19 protein-coding genes are annotated in these 17,455 nt (G+C 72.9%); 13 read left to right on the top strand and 6 right to left on the bottom strand.

Features of this window, described 5'->3' with window-relative positions; genetic code table 11:
- Nucleotides 1–133: 133 nt before the first annotated feature.
- The 3 genes from AMK18_RS31725 (at nucleotide 134) to AMK18_RS31715 (ending at nucleotide 1,901) form a co-directional block, all read left to right on the top strand.
- Nucleotides 134–562, top strand: coding sequence for a DUF6325 family protein (locus AMK18_RS31725; RefSeq protein WP_234011824.1), 429 nt, complete (start codon nucleotides 134–136; stop codon nucleotides 560–562).
- Between the two features lie 50 nt (nucleotides 563–612).
- Entirely contained in the window at nucleotides 613–915 is a 303-nt protein-coding gene (locus AMK18_RS31720; RefSeq protein ID WP_073865518.1) for an SHOCT domain-containing protein, read from the top strand.
- Nucleotides 916–1,097: 182 nt separating this feature from the next.
- Entirely contained in the window at nucleotides 1,098–1,901 is an 804-nt protein-coding gene (locus AMK18_RS31715; RefSeq protein ID WP_073865517.1) for a tyrosine-protein phosphatase, read from the top strand.
- Nucleotides 1,902–1,976: 75 nt separating this feature from the next.
- On the opposite strand, the gene AMK18_RS31710 is transcribed toward AMK18_RS31715, so the two are convergent.
- Complete coding sequence (locus tag AMK18_RS31710) at nucleotides 1,977–2,537, bottom strand: hypothetical protein (RefSeq protein WP_073865516.1); 561 nt, start codon at nucleotides 2,535–2,537, stop codon at nucleotides 1,977–1,979.
- Nucleotides 2,534–3,118 (bottom strand): hypothetical protein, encoded by a 585-nt coding sequence (locus tag AMK18_RS31705; RefSeq protein ID WP_018102881.1) that lies wholly within the window; start codon nucleotides 3,116–3,118, stop codon nucleotides 2,534–2,536. Before AMK18_RS31705 ends, AMK18_RS31710 begins: the two co-directional genes overlap by 4 nt.
- Nucleotides 3,119–3,334: 216 nt before the next feature.
- Between AMK18_RS31705 and AMK18_RS31700 the strand changes: the two genes are divergently transcribed.
- Both AMK18_RS31700 and AMK18_RS31695 read left to right on the top strand, forming a co-directional pair.
- Nucleotides 3,335–3,739, top strand: a complete 405-nt coding sequence (locus tag AMK18_RS31700) for a J-domain-containing protein (protein WP_073865515.1) — start codon at nucleotides 3,335–3,337, stop codon at nucleotides 3,737–3,739.
- Nucleotides 3,740–3,784: 45 nt separating this feature from the next.
- Nucleotides 3,785–4,276 carry a GNAT family N-acetyltransferase gene (locus AMK18_RS31695; protein ID WP_241836690.1) on the top strand — a complete coding sequence of 164 codons (492 nt, stop codon included), beginning with the start codon at nucleotides 3,785–3,787 and terminating at the stop codon, nucleotides 4,274–4,276.
- Between the two features lie 10 nt (nucleotides 4,277–4,286).
- On the opposite strand, the gene AMK18_RS31690 is transcribed toward AMK18_RS31695, so the two are convergent.
- Both AMK18_RS31690 and AMK18_RS31685 read right to left on the bottom strand, forming a co-directional pair.
- Entirely contained in the window at nucleotides 4,287–5,108 is an 822-nt protein-coding gene (locus AMK18_RS31690) for a VOC family protein (RefSeq protein WP_073865514.1), read from the bottom strand.
- A gap of 121 nt (nucleotides 5,109–5,229) precedes the next feature.
- A complete protein-coding gene (locus AMK18_RS31685; RefSeq protein ID WP_018102885.1) occupies nucleotides 5,230–5,562 on the bottom strand; it encodes a DUF6479 family protein in 333 nt (110 codons plus the stop codon).
- A 206-nt stretch (nucleotides 5,563–5,768) separates the two neighbouring features.
- Between AMK18_RS31685 and AMK18_RS31680 the strand changes: the two genes are divergently transcribed.
- From AMK18_RS31680 to AMK18_RS31650, 7 genes are all read left to right on the top strand, one after another.
- Complete coding sequence (locus AMK18_RS31680) at nucleotides 5,769–6,161, top strand: hypothetical protein (RefSeq protein WP_073865513.1); 393 nt, start codon at nucleotides 5,769–5,771, stop codon at nucleotides 6,159–6,161.
- 93 nt (nucleotides 6,162–6,254) lie between these two features.
- Nucleotides 6,255–6,827: a 2Fe-2S iron-sulfur cluster-binding protein gene (locus AMK18_RS31675; protein WP_073865512.1), complete on the top strand. Its 573-nt coding sequence runs from the start codon at nucleotides 6,255–6,257 to the stop codon at nucleotides 6,825–6,827.
- On the top strand, nucleotides 6,824–7,810 hold the full coding sequence (locus AMK18_RS31670) for an FAD binding domain-containing protein (protein WP_073865511.1): 987 nt from the start codon (nucleotides 6,824–6,826) through the stop codon (nucleotides 7,808–7,810). Before AMK18_RS31675 ends, AMK18_RS31670 begins: the two co-directional genes overlap by 4 nt.
- 18 nt (nucleotides 7,811–7,828) lie before the next feature.
- Nucleotides 7,829–9,928 carry a xanthine dehydrogenase family protein molybdopterin-binding subunit gene (locus AMK18_RS31665; protein ID WP_073865510.1) on the top strand — a complete coding sequence of 700 codons (2,100 nt, stop codon included), beginning with the start codon at nucleotides 7,829–7,831 and terminating at the stop codon, nucleotides 9,926–9,928.
- Nucleotides 9,929–10,096: 168 nt separating this feature from the next.
- A complete protein-coding gene (locus AMK18_RS31660) occupies nucleotides 10,097–10,618 on the top strand; it encodes an ATP-binding protein (protein ID WP_073865509.1) in 522 nt (173 codons plus the stop codon).
- Between the two features lie 183 nt (nucleotides 10,619–10,801).
- Nucleotides 10,802–12,214 carry an NADP-dependent succinic semialdehyde dehydrogenase gene (locus AMK18_RS31655; RefSeq protein ID WP_073865508.1) on the top strand — a complete coding sequence of 471 codons (1,413 nt, stop codon included), beginning with the start codon at nucleotides 10,802–10,804 and terminating at the stop codon, nucleotides 12,212–12,214.
- Between the two features lie 60 nt (nucleotides 12,215–12,274).
- Nucleotides 12,275–14,653, top strand: coding sequence for a phosphoketolase family protein (locus AMK18_RS31650; RefSeq protein ID WP_073865507.1), 2,379 nt, complete (start codon nucleotides 12,275–12,277; stop codon nucleotides 14,651–14,653).
- Nucleotides 14,654–14,724: 71 nt separating this feature from the next.
- On the opposite strand, the gene AMK18_RS31645 is transcribed toward AMK18_RS31650, so the two are convergent.
- Complete coding sequence (locus AMK18_RS31645) at nucleotides 14,725–15,840, bottom strand: baeRF3 domain-containing protein (RefSeq protein WP_073865506.1); 1,116 nt, start codon at nucleotides 15,838–15,840, stop codon at nucleotides 14,725–14,727.
- A gap of 150 nt (nucleotides 15,841–15,990) precedes the next feature.
- Between AMK18_RS31645 and AMK18_RS31640 the strand changes: the two genes are divergently transcribed.
- Complete coding sequence (locus tag AMK18_RS31640; protein ID WP_073865505.1) at nucleotides 15,991–16,557, top strand: hypothetical protein; 567 nt, start codon at nucleotides 15,991–15,993, stop codon at nucleotides 16,555–16,557.
- 33 nt (nucleotides 16,558–16,590) lie between these two features.
- Here AMK18_RS31640 and AMK18_RS31635 read toward each other — a convergent pair whose 3' ends face one another.
- Entirely contained in the window at nucleotides 16,591–17,409 is an 819-nt protein-coding gene (locus AMK18_RS31635) for an endonuclease I family protein (protein ID WP_018102895.1), read from the bottom strand.
- Between the last annotated feature and the right edge of the window lie 46 nt (nucleotides 17,410–17,455).

The following is a 17,455-nucleotide window of genomic DNA, read 5'->3' as shown; positions in this document are numbered from 1 at the left end:
CCCCCAGCGCACTTGATCCTTTACGTACGGTCGCGTAGCCGCTCTTGTTGCTATGTGGTGATTTGCCGCAGTGCGGCACTGATTGCCCAAAGTTATGCTGCTCACAATCCATTCATGCGGAGAGGACGCACCCGTGACCGTGGGACCAGTGGAATACCTCGTCGTCGCGTTTCCCGGCAGCCGGTTCACCGGCGCCATCGCGCCCGCGCTGGCCGACGCGGTCGCCTCGAAGGCGGTGCGCATCCTGGACCTGACCTTTGTGCAGAGAGCCGAGGACGGCACGATCCAGGCCGTCGAACTGGACGATCTCGACCCCGACGACCTGGTCTCCTTCGAGCCGGTCGAGGGCGAGGTCAGCGGCATGCTGAGCAGCGAGGACATCCGGCTGCTCGGCGAGCGCGTGCCGCCGGGGAGCTCCGCCGCGCTGATCGTGTGGGAGGACCTGTGGGCCGTCCCGCTGGCCGAGGCCGTCCGCGCGTCGGGCGGGCAGGTCATCGCCCACGAACGGATTCCGGCCGAGGTCGCGGAGGCCGCCGCATCCGCCGCCGGTCACACCGGCTGACGCCCGCACCGGAAGGGGAACACGCCATGCCGATCTTCCGAGGACCCGGAATGAACCGCCGCGGACCCGGCCTCATCGGGGCCGCCGCGCGCACCGCCGTCATCGCGGGCACCGCGTCCGCCGTCACCGGGCGCGTCCAGCAGCGCCAGCAGAACAGGTTCGCCGAGCAGGAGGCCGAGCAACTGGCCGCCCAGCAGCCGATGGCGCCCGCCCCGCAGCCCGCGGCCCCACCGGCCGCGGCACCGGGCGAGGACATGATCGGGCAGCTGGAACGGCTGGCCGCGCTCAAGCAGCAGGGCATCCTGACCGAGGCCGAATTCGAGGCCCAGAAGGCACGCCTGCTCGCCGGGTGAGGCAACGGGGTCGCGGGGCATCCGCCCCGTAACCCCCCTTCCGCCTGCGCGCATGACGGCTATGCCCGGCCGTTCGATGATCTCCGGCGTTTTACTTTGTCGATGTGACGACATCATGCGACTTTTGATCCGGCCAGGCCGAAATCATTTCGGATGCGCGCCGGGAAAAGAGGAAATCCATCGTGCAAACCGTCAGGGCCGTCCCGACCTTTTCCGCCCTCAATCTGCGCGATCTCGGCGGCATCCCGCTGGGCCCGGGCCGACAGGTGCGGCCGGGCGCGGTGCTGCGCTCCGGCCGGCTCGGTGGACTGGACCCGGTGGACGCCGCGGCCGTCGCCGCGCTCGGCATCCGTACGGTCGTCGACCTGCGGACCGCCGACGAGCGGGGCTCGGCCCCCGACTCCCTGCCGCCCGGCGCCCGGCTCTTCGTCGCCGATGTGCTGGGCGACAACCCGGGTGTGACCCCCGCCCGCTTCCGGGCGCTGCTCGCCGATCCCGTCGAGGCCGAGCGGCTGCTGGGCGACGGCAAGGCGGAGGAGGCGGTCGCGCGGTCGTACCGGCAGCTGGTGCTCTCGCCGGGCGCCGCGGCCGCGTACCGCGCCTTCATCGACACGGCCGCCGACCCCGCCGCGCGGCCGGTGCTCTTCCACTGCGCCACCGGCAAGGACCGCGCCGGCTGGGGGGCCGCCCTGCTGCTCCTGATCCTCGGCGCCTCGCGCGATGTCGTGCGGCAGGAGTTCCTTGCCGTGAACCCGGTGCTGCGGGTCGTCGGACGGCCGTACGTGCAGGGCTTCCTCGACGCCGGAGGCGACCCGGAGATCGCCTCCGCGATCATCGAGGTCCGCCCCCGCTACCTCGAAACGGCCCTGGCCGCCATGGACGAGCGCTGGGGCGGCCTGGACGCCTACGTACGCGACTGCCTGCGCGTGCCCGGTCCGACACTGCGGCGGCTGCGCAGCGAACTGGTCGTCTACACCGGCCAGTAGCCCGCCGCTCCTGCCCGCACAGCACGCTGCCCCGGCACGCTCGGTGCCGGGGCAGCCTTCGTCTCGGAGCTTCTGTCAGACCTTCAGGAGCCGTTCCGTGAGGTCGCGGTAGTGCTGGAGGGTGATCCGCAGCTCCTCCGTCCGCGCCCCGGGGTCGCCGCCGTCCCCCTCGCTCACGTGCAGGGAGCTGCGGCGCTCCTTGAGGGCGTCCGTGAGACCGGCGACCACCGCGTCGAAGGTGGACTCGGCCTCCTCCACCGCCCGGTGCGGGCTTTCCACGAAGTCGGTCACCGCCTGGTGCAGCCGGTGGGCCAGCTTGTCCTGGTCGCCCGCCGGGAGGAGGCGGTCGGTGCCGCTGTGCGCGGCGTGCGCCCGGCCGTCGCGGTCCGGGGTGTGCGGCCGTTCCGTGGCGCCCGTGGCCGTGTGCTTGTCCTCGTCCTTGTGGCCGAGGTCCTTCTCGGCGAGGGGGACCGGGGCGGCGGCGGGCGGGGGAGTGGAGGGCGCCGTCCGGGACGGACGGGCCGAGGTGTCGTCGGAGAAGTACGGGGAGGCGCCGGGAGCGGACCGGTCCTCGGTGGCCGGACGGCTCGTGGGTGCGGCCGGGGGCCGCGGGGTGGGGTCGGTGTCCTTGGTCATGCCGTGCCACTTCCTTCCGCATGGTGCTTGTCCCGGCGGACCGGGCGGTCCGTGCCGTTGGATACGAGGACGTCGAAGAGGCCCCGGGCCTCGACCAGCGCCGTCCGCAGCTGCTCCGTGTCGCCCTCGCCGCGCTTGGCGGCGTGCACGCGCCGGTAGCCGTGGACGTGCTTGGCGTGGTGGACGGAGAGCGCGTCGCTCTGCTCCTCGAAGTCCTTGCCGTCGGGGAAGCCCATGTCCCGGGCCAGCTCCGCGAGGAGCGTGTCGGCCTCGGCCACCGCCTGCTGCGGGGAGTCCACGAACCGGTCCTGGACCTGCGCCCAGCGGGCGACGTAGCGCTCCCGCTCCTCGGGCGACAGCGCGCGCTCGTCCAGCGAGCCATGCCGCTTCAGCCGTTCGTTCAGTTCGTGTTCGGCGGCCTTGGTGTCGCCGTCGTGCCGGGCCACGGCACGCTCGTACTCCGGTCCGAAACGCCGCCGCAGTCCGTGGCCGCCGTTCTTCCGGCCGAAGACGAGGAACGCTCCGGCGGCCGCCACCACGACGACCGCGAGGATGATCACGAGGGTCGTCATCGTCACCACCCCCGGCGGTAGTCGGTCCGCGGGTCGCTGTGTTCCACTCCCACCACCCCTTCGGGTTCGTTGCCCGGCGTGCCTTCCGGCCGGGCGTGACGCTCGTGTACCCCGGCGAACGCGTTCAAGTCGCGGCGGTTCCGGCATCCGTGGCCAAGGGGCCCCCGAGGCCCCGTCGGTAGGGTGGGAAGCGCCGCAGCAGGCGTACTCCGAGAGGGGATCACGGTGACCGAGCGCAAACCCGCGGGTGTCAGCTTCGAATCATGGGTGGACCAGCAGATCCGGGAGTCCGAACGGCAGGGCGACGTCTCGAAGCTGCCCGGGTTCGGGAAGCCGATCGAGGCGCTGAGCGCCCCGTACGACGAGTCGTGGTGGATCAAGTCGAAGATGCAGCGCGAAGGGGTGTCGGTGCTCCCGCCGGCGCTGGCGCTGCGCAAGGAGGCCGAGGACGTCCTCGCCGGGCTGCCGGAGATCCGGACCGAGGCGCAGGTCCGCCGGGTGCTGAGCGAGGTCAACGACAAGATCCGGGAGGCCGTCCGCCGCCCGCCGCCGGGGCCGCTGCTCAATCTGCGGCCGTTCGACGTGGACGCCCTCGTCGAGCAGTGGCGCGAGGCCCGCGCCGCCTCCTGAAGGGCCCCGGGCCGACGGCCGGCCCGGATGCGTAATACTCACTTCATGAGATCAAGCGTTACGCCGACGGGCCGCCGGGCATCCGGCGGCCCGGTCCGCGTCAGGCGGGCGATCGCGCGCGACGCCAAGCGCCTGACCCGGCTGGTCCGGTCCTCGCGCGCCTACGAGGGCCCCTACGCGCCGATGGTCGCCGGGTACCGGGTGGGGCCGGACTACATCGAGGCCCACGAGGTCTTCGTGGCCGTGCGGGAGGAGACGGGCCGTGTGCTCGGCTTCTACGCGCTCATCCTGGACCCGCCCGAGCTGGACCTGCTCTTCGTCGCGGACGACGCCCAGGGCACCGGCACCGGACGGCTGCTCATCGGCCACCTGCGGGCTCAGGCGGAGGCGCGGGGACTGCCGGGCGTCCGCGTCGTCTCGCACCCCCCGGCGGAGGGCTTCTACCTGACCATGGGCGCCGAGCGGACCGGCACCGTACGCGCCGCACCCCCGGCGGTGATGTGGGACCGGCCCGAACTGCTGCTGCCGGTCGCCTGAAGCGCGCCCCTCAGACGTCGTCCGACGCCCGGTGGACGTCCGTCACGGTGAAGAGCCCGCCGTCCGGGTCCAGGAGCGTCGCCTCCCGGCCCTCGGGGTGCGACAGCTCCTCCACCAGGGAGCCCCCGTGCTCACGGGCCCGCTCCACGGCGAGGGTCACGTCGTCCACCGGGAAGTTGACCTGCCAGTGCGGGCGGACCAGCGGATCGGGGGCGGCCTCGACCGCGCCGGAACTGATCCGGGCCAGCTGGCGGCCCCCGCACTGCACGATCACCTCGTCCTTCGCGTACGACACCTCGCAGGCCCCCGGCTGCCCGCTCGCCCAGTCCAGCACCTCGCCGTAGAAGATCGCGGCGTCGAAGGCGCTCCGGGTGCGCAGCCGCAGCCAGGCGTGCGCGTGGCCGTCCGGGGCGGGCGGGGACGTGGCTGGAGCGGTCCGCTCCCAGATGCCGAACCCGGCCCCGTCCCGGTCGGCGGCCAGTGCGCCGCGCCCCTTGCCGAGCGTCAGCGGGCCCACCGCCACCGTGCCGCTGCGCTCCCGGATGCGGGAGGCGGCCACATCGGCGTCCCGGACGGCGAAGTAGGGCGTCCAGGCCACCGCGACCCGGAAGGCGGTGGCCACGGCCCCGATGCCGGCGACCGGCACATCGCCCCGGCGGGCCACCGAGAAGTCGTCGCCGAGCCGGCCCGGGCGGAAGCTCCAGCCCATCACCGGGCCGTAGAACCGCTGGGCGGACTCCAGATCGCGGGTCATCAGATTGACCCAGCAGGGCGCGGCGGACCCGGTCAGGGCCGCACGCGCGGGCGCCGTACCGGAGGTGCTTGGGGTCATGGTGCCACTGCCTTCATGGGGGGTGCGGCAGATGTGCCGACGGGCTTCGGGGCCGTCACCAAGCCTCGCCGGGGGCGGCCGCTCCCGCAAACGCGACGCCGCCGCCCGCCCCGCGCCCCGGTCAGTCGCGCTTGTCGTCGTCCTCGTGTCGGATCGGCTCGTTGCCGTGCTCACCGAGCTCGTACGGGGACAGCCCCCGGCCGTTCTCCGGGAAGTGGTCGTCACCGTGGACGTCCGGCTTCTCCTCGTGGCTGCGGTGCTCGGGGCCGACCGGCTGCTCGTCCGGCCGGGGCGGGGGCAGCTCCTGGTCGTGCCGTCGCTTGCCCAGCAGGAAGGCGCCGATCAGCATGATCACCAGGAGCACGCCGATCACGCCCATCACGACGCCCGTCGCGCCGCGTCCGTCCGCGAGGGTGACCGCCAGGGAATTCAGGGCTCCATCCGAAACGTCCATGCTTGCCGGATACCCCAGGACACACGCGTCACTCGGTACGGCGATCGAATTCATATTTTAAGTGGATATGGGCGCAGAAAATGTTTCGAGGGTGTGAGCCCCGCCCGCGCCGGGCACGCGGGGGAGTCCGGGCCGCTCCTGTCGCCGCCGCTCGCGCGCGGGGTCAGCCTGGTTATGACGGCAACGCCCCTTCGGAAGGAGCAGCGGTGAACAGCGCACAGGACAAGCGACAGGCCACGGAGGACCACCACGACCAGGAGGTGTCGGTCGTCCTCAGCGAGTGCCCCGAGGAGGACGCGCGCACCGTCTTCGACGTGCTGAGGGCCGCCTTCACCACCGACCGGGCCTCGGCCGACGTGCCCCACGAGACCGCCGGCAGGCGGCCCACGGCGTGGGCCGCGACCGTCGACGTGTCCGAGGCCCGGGTGGTCTCGGGGTCCGTGACCCTCGGCGTCCCCGTCACGCTCGATGTGCAGGGCGGCTATCACGCGGTGGACCGGCTCAGGGGCGGGCTGGCCGACGCCTTCGCCGTCCGGGTGGTGGGCACGGTGTCGGGGGACCAGGAGGAGGAAGTGCGGCTGCGCCTGGAGAACAAGTAGGCCGAACGCCCCGTCCGGGGGCGCGAGGGACCCGAGGCGCCATCCGTTTCTGGTAGAAATCGGACAAAGTAACTTCGTGGAAAGGTGCCGCGCGTGGATCCGGCCAGTTCGTGGGAGGGCAGCGCCGCCGAATCGCCGGCGCCCGGCGACCTCCCCTCCGCCACCCTGACCCTGCACATCAACGGCACCGAGCGCACCGTCACCCTCGACCACCGCACCACCCTCCTGGACGCCCTGCGCCACCACCTGGACCTCACCGGGGCGAAGAAGGGCTGCGACCACGGCCAGTGCGGCGCCTGCACCGTCCTCGTGGACGGCCGCCGCGCCAACAGCTGCCTCCTGCTGGCCGTCGCCCACGACGGCGCACGCATCACCACCGTCGAGGGCCTGGCGGACGGCGACCGGCTGCACCCCCTCCAGAAGGCGTTCCTGGAGCGCGACGCCTTCCAGTGCGGCTACTGCACACCGGGCCAGCTCTGCTCCGCCGCCGGTGTCCTCGCCGAGGCCGACCACGGCCACCCCTCGCACGTCACCCCGCACGACGCACCCGTCGCCACCCCCGCCCGGCTCGGCCCGGAGGAGATCCGGGAGCGGATGAGCGGCAACCTCTGCCGGTGCGGCGCCTACCCGCGCATCGTCGAGGCCATCGAGGACGTGGCGTCGTGAAACCCTTCGCCTATCTGCGCGCCGAGACCGTCACCGACGCGGTGCGCGCCTGCGCCGCCCACCCGGGCGCCAAGTTCCTCGGCGGCGGCACCAACCTGGTCGACCTGATGAAGCTCGGCGTGGAGACCCCCGGCATGCTGGTCGACGTCAGCCGGCTGCCGCTGGACCAGGTCACGGACACCGCCGACGGGGGCCTGCGCATCGGCGCCACCGTACGCAACAGCGACCTGGCCGCCCACCCCGCCGTACGCACCCGCTACCCCGCCCTGTCGCAGGCCCTGCTGGCCGGCGCGTCCGGGCAGCTCCGCAACATCGCGACCACCGGCGGCAACCTCCTCCAGCGCACCCGCTGCCTCTACTTCCAGGACACGTCCAAGCCCTGCAACAAGCGTGAACCCGGCACCGGCTGCCCCGCCCGCGAGGGCGCCCACCGCGACCTCGCCGTCCTCGGGCACTCCGAGGAGTGCGTCGCCACCCACCCCTCCGACATGGCCGTCGCCCTCGCCGCGCTCGACGCGGACGTCGTGCTGCACGGGCCGGAGGGCGAACGGACCGTCCCGGTGACCGACTTCCACCGGCTGCCCGGCGACAACCCCGACGCCGACACGGTCGTCCGGCCCGGCGAACTCGTCACCGACGTGACGCTGCCGCCCCTGGCCGACGGCACGGTCTGTCTCTACCGCAAGGCCCGCGACCGCGCCTCGTACGCCTTCGCGCTGGCCTCCGTCGCCGCCGTCCTGCGGGTACGCGACGGGCGCGTCGAGCACGCGGCGCTCGCGTTCGGCGGGCTCGCCCACCGCCCCTGGCGGGCCCGCGCCGCCGAGGAGATCCTGCGCGGCGCACCCGCCACCGACGCGACCTTCCTGCGGGCCGCCGACGCCGAGCTGGCCCAGGCCCGCCCGCTGCGCGACAACGCGTTCAAGGTCCGCCTCGCCCGGCACCTGGCCGTCGACGCCCTCGCCGAACTCACCGCCCGCACCTGAAGAGCCGAGGATCCCGCCATGAGCCACGCCCCCCAGCCGCTCGGCGCGCCCGCCGTCCGCCGCGAGGGCCGCGCCAAGGTGACCGGCGCCGCGCGCTACGCCGCCGAACGCGGCCTGCCCGGCTGCCTGTACGCCTGGCCGGTGCCCGCCACCGTGCCGTCCGGCCGGGTCACCGCCGTCCGCACCGTCGACGCCCTCGCCCACCCCGGCGTCCACAGCGTCCTCACCCACGACAACGCGCCGCGCCTGGCCGAGCCGGACGACCCGATCCTCGCCGTCCTCCAGGACGACCGGGTGCCCCACCGGGGCTGGCCCGTCGCGCTCGTCGTCGCCGACAGCCTCGCGAGCGCCCGGGCCGGGGCGGCCGCCCTGCACATCACCTACGAGACGAACCCGCACGACGTCGTGCTCACCGAGGACCACGCGGGCCTCTACACCCCGGAACAGGCCAACGGCGGCTACCCGGCGGTGCGCGAACGCGGCGACTTCGACCGGGCCTTCGAGGAGTCGCCCGTACGCGTGGACGTCACGTACACCCTGGAGGCGCTGCACAACCACCCCATGGAACCGCACGCCTCGACCGCCCACTGGTCGCCCGACGGGCACCTCACCGTCCACGACTCCAGCCAGGGCGCCACCAAGGTGCGCGACAGCCTCGCCGCCGCCTTCGGTATCGGGGCCGACCGGATCACCGCCGTCTCCGAGCACGTCGGCGGCGGCTTCGGCTCCAAGGGCACCCCGCGCCCGCAGACCGTACTCGCCGCGATGGCCGCCCTGCACACCGGCCGGCCCGTCGAACTCGCCCTGCCCAGGCGGCAGCTGCCCGCGCTCGTCGGGCACCGGGCGCCCACCGTGCAGCGCGTCAGGCTCGGCGCCGGGGCCGACGGCACCCTCACCGCGGTCGCCCAGGAGGTCATCACCCACACCTCCCGGATCAAGGAGTTCGTGGAGCAGGCAGCCGTCCCCGCTCGCGTCATGTACGGCTCGCCGCACAGCCGCACCACGCACCGGGTCGCCGCCCTCGACGTGCCCAGCCCGTCGTGGATGCGCGCCCCGGGCGAGGCCCCCGGCATGTACGCCCTCGAATCCGCCATGGACGAACTCGCGGCGGAACTCGGCGTCGACCCGGTCGACCTGCGGCTGCGCAACGACCCGGCCGACGAACCCGACTCCGGAAAACCCTTCAGCAGCCGGGGCCTGGCCGCCTGTCTGCGCGAGGGCGCCGCACGCTTCGGCTGGCAGGACCGCGATCCCGCCCCCGGCGTCCGCCGCGAGGGCGCCCTGCTGCTCGGCACAGGCGTCGCCTCGGCCACGTACCCCGTCTACGTCAGCGCGGGCCACGCCACCGCGCACGCGGCCCCCGACGGCACCTACCGGATCGCCGTCAACGCCACGGACATCGGTACCGGCGCCCGTACCGTCCTCGCGCAGATCGCCGCCGAGGTGCTGGGCGCACCGCTGGACGACGTGGCCATCGACATCGGCGACAGCGACCTGCCCGACGCCTCGCTGGCCGGCGGCTCGTCCGGCACCGCCTCCTGGGGCTGGGCCGTGCACAAGGCGGCCTCCGGGCTCGCGGAAGAGCTCGCCGCGCGCGGCGGGCCGCTGCCCGCCGAAGGGGTGACCGTCACCGCCGACACCACAGAGGAGACCGCCGAGGAATCCCCGTACGCCCGGCACGCCTTCGGGGCGCACTTCGCCGAGGTCGCCGTCGACACCCGCACCGGAGAGGTCCGGGTGCGGCGGATGCTCGGCGTCTTCGCGGCCGGCCGCATCCTCAACTCCCGTACCGCGCGCTCCCAGTTCATCGGCGGCATGACCATGGGCATCGGGATGGCGCTCACCGAGGGCTCCACGATGGACCCGGTGTACGGCGACTTCACCGAGTGCGACCTCGCCTCCTACCACGTCCCCGTCTGCGCCGACGTGGCCGCCGTCGACGCGCACTGGATCGAGGAGGACGACCCCCACCTCAACCCCATGGGCAGCAAGGGCATCGGCGAGATCGGCATCGTCGGCGCCGCCGCGGCCGTCGGGAACGCCTTCCGGCACGCGACCGGAGTCCGGCTGCGCACCCTGCCCCTCACACCCGACCGGGTGCTCACCCACCTGGCCTGACGCGAAAGCGCCGGTCACCCCGGGTGCGCGGCCCGATATGTTGCGCGACCGGCCCAGCGGGGTCACCCTGTGGAGTGACCCAGAAGAGACATCTGCTCACTCTTCGTATTCGGGGGTCGTTGGTTCAACGAGGCGAAGTCGTGGGCCTCGATGTGAGGAGCCTCGACGATGACCGTTCCACTCGACCGGCACTATCTGGTCGAACTCCAGGTTTCCGCAGACCGTGTGGACCAGCTGCGACGCATAGTCGCGGCCCATCTGCGCCACTGGAGTCTCGAACTCCACGTACGGCCCGTGTGCCGTGCCGTGGAGGAGCTGCTGACCAATGTCCACCGGCATGTCGGTGACGACAACCGCTGCGTCGTCGAACTCCGGTGGTCCGGACGGCACCTCACGGTCTCCGTCGCCGACAACGGCTCCGAGATGCCACGGCTGCTCCACGAGGGCGGCGGCCTGAGCCGCGTCATGGCCCTCAGCGACAGCTGGGGCACCTGCCGGACCGCCGACGGCAAGGTCGTCTGGTTCACCCGGTACGCCCAGGAGCCGCAGCACATCGAGCTGGTGCCGCTGCCGCCGCTGCCCGGCGTCCGCGAGTTCCGCCGCCCGCCGGCCGCGGTCGCGGAGATCCCCGAGCCGGTCCCGGCCGCCGCCGACGAGACCGTCCCCGACGCCGCCCCGGCGCTCGTCTGAGACGTACGGCCCCGCCCCCGCCGCACCCCAGGCCCCCGGCCGGCGCGGATCGCATGTCCCGAGCATGCATGATCCGCGCCGGCCGGGTATGCGGTGCCGGGGGCCGCGCCGTGTCACGGCCCGCGTTGCGGGCGGGCCCGCCGCGCGGCACGGTCGAAGTACCGAGGCAAGGAGGCCACAGTCATGCCCATCGCGACGGTCAATCCCGCGAACGGCGAGACGCTCAGGACGTTCGACGCGCTGAACGACGACGAGATCGAGAAGCGGATCGCCGCGGCCGACGCCGCCTTCCGCGACTACCGCACCACCACGTTCGCCGAACGGGCCAGGCTGCTCAACCGGGCCGCCGACCTCCTGGACGAGGACCAGCAGGACATCGCGCGCACCATGACCCTGGAAATGGGCAAGCCCGTCACGGCCGCCCGCGCCGAGGCCGCTAAGTGCGCCAAGGCGATGCGCTGGTACGCCGCCCGCGCCGAGGAACTGCTCGCCGACGAGCACCCCACCGCCGCCGATGTGAAGGACTCCGGCGCGGTGCGCGCGTACGTCCGCTACCGGCCGCTCGGCCCGGTCCTGGCCGTGATGCCGTGGAACTTCCCGCTGTGGCAGGTCGTGCGCTTCGCCGCCCCCGCCCTGATGGCCGGCAACACGGGGCTGCTGAAGCACGCGTCGAACGTGCCGCAGACCGCGCTGTATCTCGGCGAGCTCTTCCGCCGCGCCGGGTTCCCGGCCGGCTGCTTCCAGACCCTGCTGGTCGGCTCCAAGGCCGTCGAGGGCATCCTGCGCGACCGCCGGGTGGTGGCCGCCACCCTCACCGGCAGCGAACCGGCCGGCCGCTCCGTCGCCGCCATCGCCGGTGACGAGGTCAAGCACACCGTCCTCGAACTCGGCGGCAGCGACCCCTACCTGGTCCTGCCCTCCGCGGACGTCGCCAAGGCCGCCCGCACCGCCGTCACCGCCCGCGCCCAGAACAACGGCCAGTCGTGCATCGCCGCCAAGCGGTTCATCGTGCACACCCAGGTCTACGAGGAGTTCGCCGAGCGCTTCACCGTCGGCATGCGGCAGCTGACCGTGGGCGACCCGCTGGAGGAGTCCACCGACGTCGGGCCGATCGCCATGGAACAGGGCCGTACGGACCTCGCGGAGCTGGTGGACGACGCGGTGGACCGGGGCGCCGAGGTGCTGTGCGGCGGCGGACGCCCCGAGGGCCTGGGCGGCGGCTTGGAGAACGGCTGGTTCTACGCGCCCACCGTCCTCGCCGGCATCACGCCCGAGATGCGCATCCACCGCGAGGAGACCTTCGGCCCGGTCGCCACCCTCTACCGCGTGGACAGCCTGGACCAGGCCGTCGAGCTCGCCAACGACACCTCCTTCGGGCTCAGTTCCAACGTCTGGACCCGCGACGCCGACGAGGCCGACCGCTGCGTCCGGGACCTCCAGGCCGGTGGCGTCTTCTTCAACGGCATGACCGCCTCCCACCCCGCGCTGCCCTTCGGCGGGGTGAAGCGCTCGGGCTACGGGCGCGAGCTCGCCGGACACGGCATCCGCGAGTTCTGCAACGCCACCACCGTCTGGTACGGCTCCGAACCCCGGTGACCGTGCGCGCGACGTCCCACCCCTGCCCCTGAACCCGCCCCGCCACGCCGAGAGGTCACCATGAGCGACGCCCCACCGCCGCCCGGCCCGTCCGACCAGGAGCTCGACGCGCTGGACGCGCACTGGCGGGCCGCCAACTACCTGGCCGTCGGGCAGATCTACCTGATGGACAACCCCCTGCTGACACGGCCGCTCGCCCCCGAGCACATCAAGCCCCGGCTGCTCGGACACTGGGGCACCTCGCCCGGGCTCAACCTCGTGTACACCCACCTCAACCGCCTCATCGGCGCGCGCGGAACACCGGCGCTCTGCATCTGGGGCCCCGGCCACGGCGGCCCCGCCGTCCTCGCCGGTTCCTGGCTGGAGGGCAGCTACTCGGAGGCGTACCCGGACGTCAGCAGGGACGCGGCGGGCATGGGCCTGCTGTTCAAGCAGTTCTCGTTCCCCGGCGGCGTCCCCAGCCACGTCGCGCCCGAGACCCCCGGCTCCATCCACGAGGGCGGCGAGCTCGGCTACTCCCTCGCCCATGCCTACGGCGCCGCCCTGGACCACCCCGAACTGCTGGTCACCTGCGTCATCGGCGACGGCGAGGCGGAGACCGGACCGCTCGCCGGGTCCTGGCACGCCAACAAGTTCCTCGACCCGGTCCACGACGGGGCCGTCCTGCCGGTCCTCCACCTCAACGGCTACAAGATCGCCAACCCCACGGTCCTCGCCCGCCTCCCGCACACAGAGCTCGACGCCCTGCTGCGCGGCTACGGACACGACCCGCTGTACGTGGAGGGCGACGAACCCCGCGCCGTGCACCGGGCGATGGCCCTCGCCATGGACCGCGCCGCCGACCGCATCGCGGAGATCCAGGCCGCCGCCCGCACCGGCGGTGAGACCGAACGCCCGCGCTGGCCGATGATCGTGCTGCGCACCCCGAAGGGCTGGACCGGGCCCGCCGAGGTCGACGGGCTGCCCGTCGAAGCCACCTGGCGCGCCCACCAGGTGCCGCTGCCCGGCGTCCGCGACAACCCGGACCACCTGCGCCAGCTGGAGGCGTGGATGCGGTCCTACCGGCCGGACGAACTCTTCGACGCCGAGGGCCGCCCGACCGCACAGGTGCTGGCCTGCGTCCCCGAGGGCGCCGCCCGCCTCGGCGCCACCCCGTACGCCAACGGCGGCCTGCTCCTGCGCGACCTGCCCGTCCCGGACCTCGACGGGTACGCCGTCCCCGCGGACCGCCCCGGCACCACGCTCCGCGAGCCCACCCGCGTCCTGGGCGGTCTCCTCGAAGCGGTCATGGCGGCGACGGCGGACCGCAGGGACTTCCGGCTCGTAGGCCCCGACGAGACGGCCTCCAACCGGCTCGACGCCGTCTACGAGGCCACCGGCAAGGCATGGCAGGCCCGCACCCTCCCGACCGACGAACACCTGTCGAGGGACGGCCGGGTCATGGAGGTCCTGTCCGAGCACCTGTGCCAGGGCTGGCTGGAGGGCTATCTGCTGACCGGGCGGCACGGGCTGTTCTCCTGCTACGAAGCGTTCGCGCACATCGTGGACTCGATGGTCAACCAGCACATCAAGTGGCTGCGCACCTCGCGCCGCCTCGCCTGGCGCCGCCCCATCGCCTCGCTCAACTACCTGCTCACCTCACACGTCTGGCGCCAGGACCACAACGGTTTCTCGCACCAGGACCCGGGGTTCGTGGACCACATCCTCAACAAGAGCCCCGAAGTCGTACGCGTCTACCTGCCGCCCGACACCAACACCCTGCTCTCCGTCGCGGACCACGCCCTGCGCAGCCGGGACTACGTCAACGTCATCGTGGCCGGCAAGCAGCCCAGCTTCGACTGGCTCACCCTCGACCAGGCCCGGGTGCACTGCGCGCGCGGCGCCGGTCTCTGGGAGTGGGCGGGCACGGAGGACGGCAGCCGGGAGCCCGACGTCGTCCTCGCCTGCGCCGGTGACGTACCCACGCTGGAGACCCTGGCGGCCGCCCAGCTGCTCCGGCGCCATCTGCCGGAGCTGGCCGTGCGGGTGGTCAACGTGGTCGACATGGCCCGGCTCATGCCGCACTCCGAGCACCCGCACGGCATGCCGGACTCCGAGTACGACGCGCTGTTCACCCGGGACAGGCCGGTCATCTTCGCCTACCACGGCTACCCGTGGCTGATCCACCGGCTGGCCTACCGCCGTACCGGCCACGGCGAACTGCACGTGCGGGGCTACAAGGAGGAGGGCACGACCACCACGCCCTTCGACATGGTCGTCCGCAACGACCTCGACCGCTACCGGCTGGTGATGGACGTCATCGACCGGGTCCCCGGCCTGGGCGTACGTGCCGTGGCGGTGCGTCAGGAGATGGCCGACACCCGCACCCGCCACCACGCCTGGATCCGCGAACACGGCACCGACCTGCCCGAGGTCGCCGACTGGACCTGGGAGGGCTGACCAGTCCCAGGCATACGGTGAGGGCCCGGACGGAAATCCCCGTCCGGGCCCTCACCGCGTACCGCGCGGGCTCAGAAGCGCAGTTCGGCCGCGATGCGACCGTGCCCCTTCAGCGAGTCGTCCGCGACGAAGAACACCTCCGCGCCGCTGTCCAGCGCCGCCTCGACCAGTTCGTCCACGACGTCCTCGCGGACGCTCGCGTCGGCCGGGTCCACCACGTCGTCGGTCACCGGCTTCAGGTGCTCCTGGTCGACCCGTACCGTCTGCTGGTAGTGCTCCTCCACGGCCACCAGACCCGCGCGGCCCTCGCGCACCGCGGCCCACACCTCGTCCAGACCGCCGGCGAACGCCTTGCGGCCGCGCGCCGCGTCCAGCCGACCCTCGATCTCCTTCGCGAAGTGCGCGCGCCGCGCGTCCAGTGCCGGGCGCAGCTCGGTGAGCAGGTCGCGGGGCGCGTTGTCGGCGGGCGCACCCTTGGTGACCCGGCCGACCGCGTCCTTGGCGCACTCGCTGACCTCGTCGAACAGCGCGAGCGCCGGTGCGATGCCCACCAGGTACAGCGGGCGGGGGTCGGTGGCCAGGACGGCGCGCAGCTTCTCGTCCACCGTGCGCAGGAAGTTCCGGGTGTCCTCGCTGGCGAAGTTGCTCGCCGTGTCACCGATCCGCTCCATGCGCTGCGGGTTGAACTCCTCGCGCGGGGCGGCCAGCGGGAAGCCGCCGACGTGGGCCTCCTGCGCGGACTCGGTGGTGCCGCTGAAGAGGGCGGCGTGGTCGGCGGCCACGGTCAGCGCCCAGAAGGGGCGGGCCTGCGCCTTCGCGGCGACCAGGTTGCGGGTGAGGTAGCTGTCGCTCAGCACCACCCGTTCGGGTGCGGTACGCGGCAGCCGCCAGATCTGGTACTCGTCGGCGGTGGCGAGGAGCACCAGCGCGTCCAGGGCCCGGCGCTGGTCGAGTTCACCGGCCGCCCGGTCGAGCTGCTGCTTGATCGCGGCGCATGCCTCCCGGCCGACCTCCGGATCGGCTTCCAGCCGGTTGTGGGCCTCGGACAGCAGGTTGCGCAGCCGTACGGCGTCCTGGGCGTTGTCCGGGGCGCGCCGGTGGGTCGGCATGGTCAGGGACAGGGCGGGATAGGGCCTGGTCCGGCGGAGCTCCTGCAGCAGGCCGGCGGTCAGGGCGTCCGTGTCCATCAGTTCCCTCCCGGGGAATTGCGCGCACTGCGTGCGGGGCGGGTGATTCAACGAGTCAATTCATACCTTTTGATCCTAATATGGGCGAGTTGGTCATCCCGGGTGCGGGAAGCGCTGCTTCCCCGTGCCCGCTTCGTGGACGGAGCGTTTGTGAACCGGACCGGCCCCGCGCGGCGCCCCTTCCGAGGCCGCGCCTTCCGCGGCCTGACCCCCGCCGCACTCGTCGCGGTGCTCGTCGCCGGGGCGGCCGCCTGCGGCGACTCCGACACCTCGTCGCCGGGTACGGCCAGAAGCACCCGCACGCTCTCGGCCGAACCGACGGCGAGCCCGAGCCCGACCCGTAGCGAGCGCACCCCGGACGAGTTCGCCGCCTCCGTCTCCGCCGACGCCGAGCGCAACCGGCAGAAGGCCGCGGCGACCCTCAAGGGCGTCGAAGGCAAGGGCAACGCAGTGGACGACGTCTCCGTCAACGGCATCGCGGTCGCGCCCGGGGAGAAGTTCCGCAGCGCCCTGGTGCGGGTGACCAACCGGAGCGGTGAGGAGGCGTTCTTCGCCGTGCGCGTCGAGTTCGTGGACGCGTCGGGCAAGGTGCTGGACTCCGTGGTGCTCGGCTTCCCGGACGCGCCGACCGACAAGACCGTCAGCCAGCACGCCAACAGCCGCAAGGCCGCCGGCGTCAAGTCGTTCCCCCGGATCGCCCAGGCGGAGCGGAACTGACGGCCGACGGCCGGTGTCAGAGGCGCGGGTCCGTCACCAGATGGACTCCACCCACTCGGGGTGGTCCACGAACGGGTTCCGGTTGTGCTGGTAGTCCTCGTATATGACGTCGTTGCGCCGCTTCTCGAAGGCGTCCGGCGGGTCCTGCTCGCTCCATGCCTTGAGTACGGAGAGCCGGCCGATGTGCGGTGAGGAACCGTTGGACACGCTGTCGTTCGGTTCCAGGTCGGGGAACGCGTCGTCGCCCTCGTAGCGCACGGCCATGTAAAGGATCATCCGCGCCACGTCGCCCTTGACCGCGTCGCGCGGTTCGAAGGAGTCGGAGTCGGTGTAGTTGCCCGGGGCGTCGCTCAGCTCCGTACCGCCGTTGTCGAAGTCCTTGTTGCCGCGCGTGGAGTTGACCTGGACGTCGGACGGGCGCAGGTGGTGGATGTCTGTGCCGGGGCCGGTGGCCGTGCCGAAGTCGCCGTGGGACTTGGCCCAGACGTGTTCGCGGTTCCACTGGCCGGTGCTGCCGCCGTTGTTGCTCTTCGGCTCGGAGCGCCCGGTGTACAGCTCGATGATGTTCGAGGAGTTCGCCGGGTCCTCGTCGGTGTCCTTCAGGGCGTCCCATACCTGGCTGTAGGTGAGCTTGCTCTGGTCGCTGATGATCGTGTGCAAGGCGCTCTTCAGCGCGGCGCCGGTCTTGCCGGTCGCGTCCTGGTAGTACGTGTCGTCCAGCGCGGAGAGCGCGGATGCGGCGGTGGGCGGTGGCGTCGGGACGGGCGCGGCGGCGGCCGTGCCGCTGAACACCACGAGCGCGGCGAGCGCGGCGGGCAGTGCGTGGCGCGCGGGAAGGTGACGACGGGACATGTGGGGTGTCCTCTCCGGGAATACGCGCACCGCGGCGCCGTCACGG

Source organism: Streptomyces sp. CB01249 (assembly GCF_001905735.1).
Lineage (GTDB): Bacteria > Actinomycetota > Actinomycetes > Streptomycetales > Streptomycetaceae > Streptomyces.
Note: the sequence above shows the minus strand (reverse complement) of the source record. Positions and strands in the feature narration are given on the sequence as shown.